5 protein-coding genes are annotated in these 2,600 nt (G+C 29.5%); 2 read left to right on the top strand and 3 right to left on the bottom strand.

Features of this window, described 5'->3' with window-relative positions:
* Window positions 1–235 precede the first annotated feature (235 nt).
* On the top strand, window positions 236–1,108 hold the full coding sequence (locus tag E6A48_RS06095; protein ID WP_013243178.1) for a flagellin N-terminal helical domain-containing protein: 873 nt from the start codon (window positions 236–238) through the stop codon (window positions 1,106–1,108).
* A 126-nt stretch (window positions 1,109–1,234) separates the two neighbouring features.
* On the opposite strand, the gene E6A48_RS06090 is transcribed toward E6A48_RS06095, so the two are convergent.
* Both E6A48_RS06090 and E6A48_RS06085 read right to left on the bottom strand, forming a co-directional pair.
* Window positions 1,235–1,606, bottom strand: coding sequence for an ArsR family transcriptional regulator (locus tag E6A48_RS06090; RefSeq protein ID WP_219709169.1), 372 nt, complete (start codon window positions 1,604–1,606; stop codon window positions 1,235–1,237).
* 2 nt (window positions 1,607–1,608) lie between these two features.
* Complete coding sequence (locus tag E6A48_RS06085; protein ID WP_219709168.1) at window positions 1,609–1,842, bottom strand: hypothetical protein; 234 nt, start codon at window positions 1,840–1,842, stop codon at window positions 1,609–1,611.
* A gap of 183 nt (window positions 1,843–2,025) precedes the next feature.
* Between E6A48_RS06085 and E6A48_RS06080 the strand changes: the two genes are divergently transcribed.
* Complete coding sequence (locus E6A48_RS06080; RefSeq protein WP_219709170.1) at window positions 2,026–2,211, top strand: (2Fe-2S)-binding protein; 186 nt, start codon at window positions 2,026–2,028, stop codon at window positions 2,209–2,211.
* A gap of 5 nt (window positions 2,212–2,216) precedes the next feature.
* Here E6A48_RS06080 and dapF read toward each other — a convergent pair.
* On the bottom strand, window positions 2,217–2,600 hold a 384-nt coding region (gene dapF, locus E6A48_RS06075; protein ID WP_219709167.1), incomplete at its 5' end, for a diaminopimelate epimerase.

Genomic DNA, 2,600 nt, shown 5'->3' with positions numbered 1-2,600 from the left:
GTTGTATAATACTTATAGATAGTATATTAAAAAATAAATAAATATCAATAAATATATGCTTATAGAGTAAAAACATAGAAAAAATCTTATAAATATATAATAAACATAACATTTTCCAAAAAATTATAAAAAAATATCTAAAGTTAGTAAAAAAAATTAATAATTAATCGGCATAAACCGATAATATATACTAGTTCAAGGATGGACTAATAAACAATTTTCACGGAGGAACCATATGGTTATCAATAATAATATCAGTGCAATAAATGCACAAAGAACTCTTAAATTCCGCCAAGTAGATTTAAGAAAAGACGCAGCTCAAATTTCTAGCGGTATGAGAATCAACCAAGCTGGAGATGATGCTAGTGGATTAGCAGTATCTGAAAAAATGAGAACACAAATCCGCGGTTTACGTCAAGCTGAAAGAAACACTCAAGACGGTATATCTTTCATTCAAACTACTGAAGGTTACTTAGAAGAAACTACTAATATCCTTCAAAGAATTCGTGAATTAGCTATACAAGCAGCTAACGGTATCTATACTGATGAAGACAGACTTTATGTACAAATCGAAGTTTCTCAATTAGTAGATGAAATCGACAGAGTTGCTTCACAAGCTCAATTCAACAAACTTAACATGTTGACTGGAAGATTTGCTAGATCTACAGGAGAAAATACTCCTACAGCTTCTATGTGGTTACATATCGGTGCTAATATGGACGAAAGAAAACGTGTTTATATTGGTACTATGAACAGCCAAGCTCTTGGACTTAAAAATCCAGTTGGACCTGCTACTACTGCTACTTTCATTAGTGTTTCTAGCCCTAATAAAGCTAATACAGTTATAGGTATGGTTGATGAAGCTCTTCTTAAAGTATTAAAACAAAGAGCTGACTTGGGTGCTTATCAGAACAGATTAGAAATGACTGCTCAAGGCTTAATGGTAGGCTTTGAAAATATGCAGGCTTCTGAAAGCAGAATTCGTGATACAGATATGGCTGAAGCATCAGTTAAACTTGCTAAAGACCAAATTCTTAACCAAGCTAACTTGTCTATGCTTGCTCAAGCTAATCAGTTACCACAAGGTGCTCTTAGATTATTACAATAATAATAGCCTAATAGCTTAAAAATAAAAGGGTGTTGCTTTTACTAGCTTCACCCTTTTTTATTATACTAAATTTATTTCAATTATTTATTTAATCCATAAAAAACTACAAATTATAAAAATGCTATTTTAACAGTTTATCACCATCTTAAATTGATTCGATATCTCCTTCTTTATAGCCTGCAAACTCTGTGAAATTGATGATTGACTTACATTAAAAATCTTAGCCAACTCAACCTGACTCTTACCCTCTGAAAATAATTTTAATAATTGCTTTTGCTTTGGTGAAAGTATTGCAACAACCAAATTTGAAAGCCTCTCATATTCTACATAACTTAAACTATTTGTATAAAGTATATTCTCCAAATCTTTGTCTGTTAACACAATCTCCCTACAATAATCCCTATTTTTCCTAAACTCTCTCTTGCCGTATCTAATCTTCTTTAACATCTCATCGCATAATTTTACACAAGTATTATATTTAGGACATAAATTACACATTATTAATACTCCTTTAATACATATAAAATATCTTCTAAAAGCATAGCTGAATATTCAATAGATGTATCAAAATTAAGCCTCTTTATAGCATTATCAACATCTACCCTCATTATAACCCAATCCTCCCAATTAACTTTTTTGTTGTAAAAATAATCATCATCGTCAATATTATCTAGTATTATTTTTACAAGTTTTTTGTTATAATTTTTAAACTTTCTTGTTGGTGGTTTATTCATAATAGCTCTCCCAAACTAATGTATAGTAATATACTGTATATTACTATAGTAGTTTTATATACTATATACCCTTTTTTTTCAATAGCTATTTTGATATTTTTTTATATTTTTTATGTTTTTGATATTTTTTGTTTTTTTGATTAGAATGATTAAATAAATCATAACAAATATAAGAGCTGTATGATGATAAAAGAAGATAACAAATACATATGTAAATGTAAAGAATTATCCATTGAAGAGATAGAAACATTAAAAAAAGAATACGGATTAAAAACACTAAAAGATATAGTAAAAAAGACAAAAGCAGGCACAGCTTGCGGAGGATGCAGAAATCGCTTAAAGGAGCTATTTAAAGATAATTTAAGATAGAAATATTATAATTCTACATATCCTCTGTATGCGTATCTAGCCTCACCTTTCATAAATACATTATTATCTTTATAAGTTAATATCAAATCTCCTCCTAAAAGGTGATTAAGAATAATATTATCAGTTCTTTTGCTAATATATCCAGCCACACAAACAGCCGAAGCACCAGTACCGCATGCCAAAGTTTCAGCACTTCCCCTCTCCCAAGTTCTTTGTATAACTTCTCCCCTATTAAGAACCTGCACAAACTCTACATTTGTTCTATTTGGAAACATAGGATTATTTTCCATAAAACTTCCAATATCATCAATTCTCATATTTTTAACATCATCTACAAATATAACACAATGCGGATTGCCCATAGATACACAAGTAAAATAATAAGTTTT

Origin of the sequence: Brachyspira pilosicoli (assembly GCF_019402445.1) — a bacterium.
Classification (GTDB): Bacteria; Spirochaetota; Brachyspiria; order Brachyspirales; family Brachyspiraceae; genus Brachyspira; species Brachyspira pilosicoli_B.
This window is presented reverse-complemented; position numbering and strand designations above follow the sequence as displayed.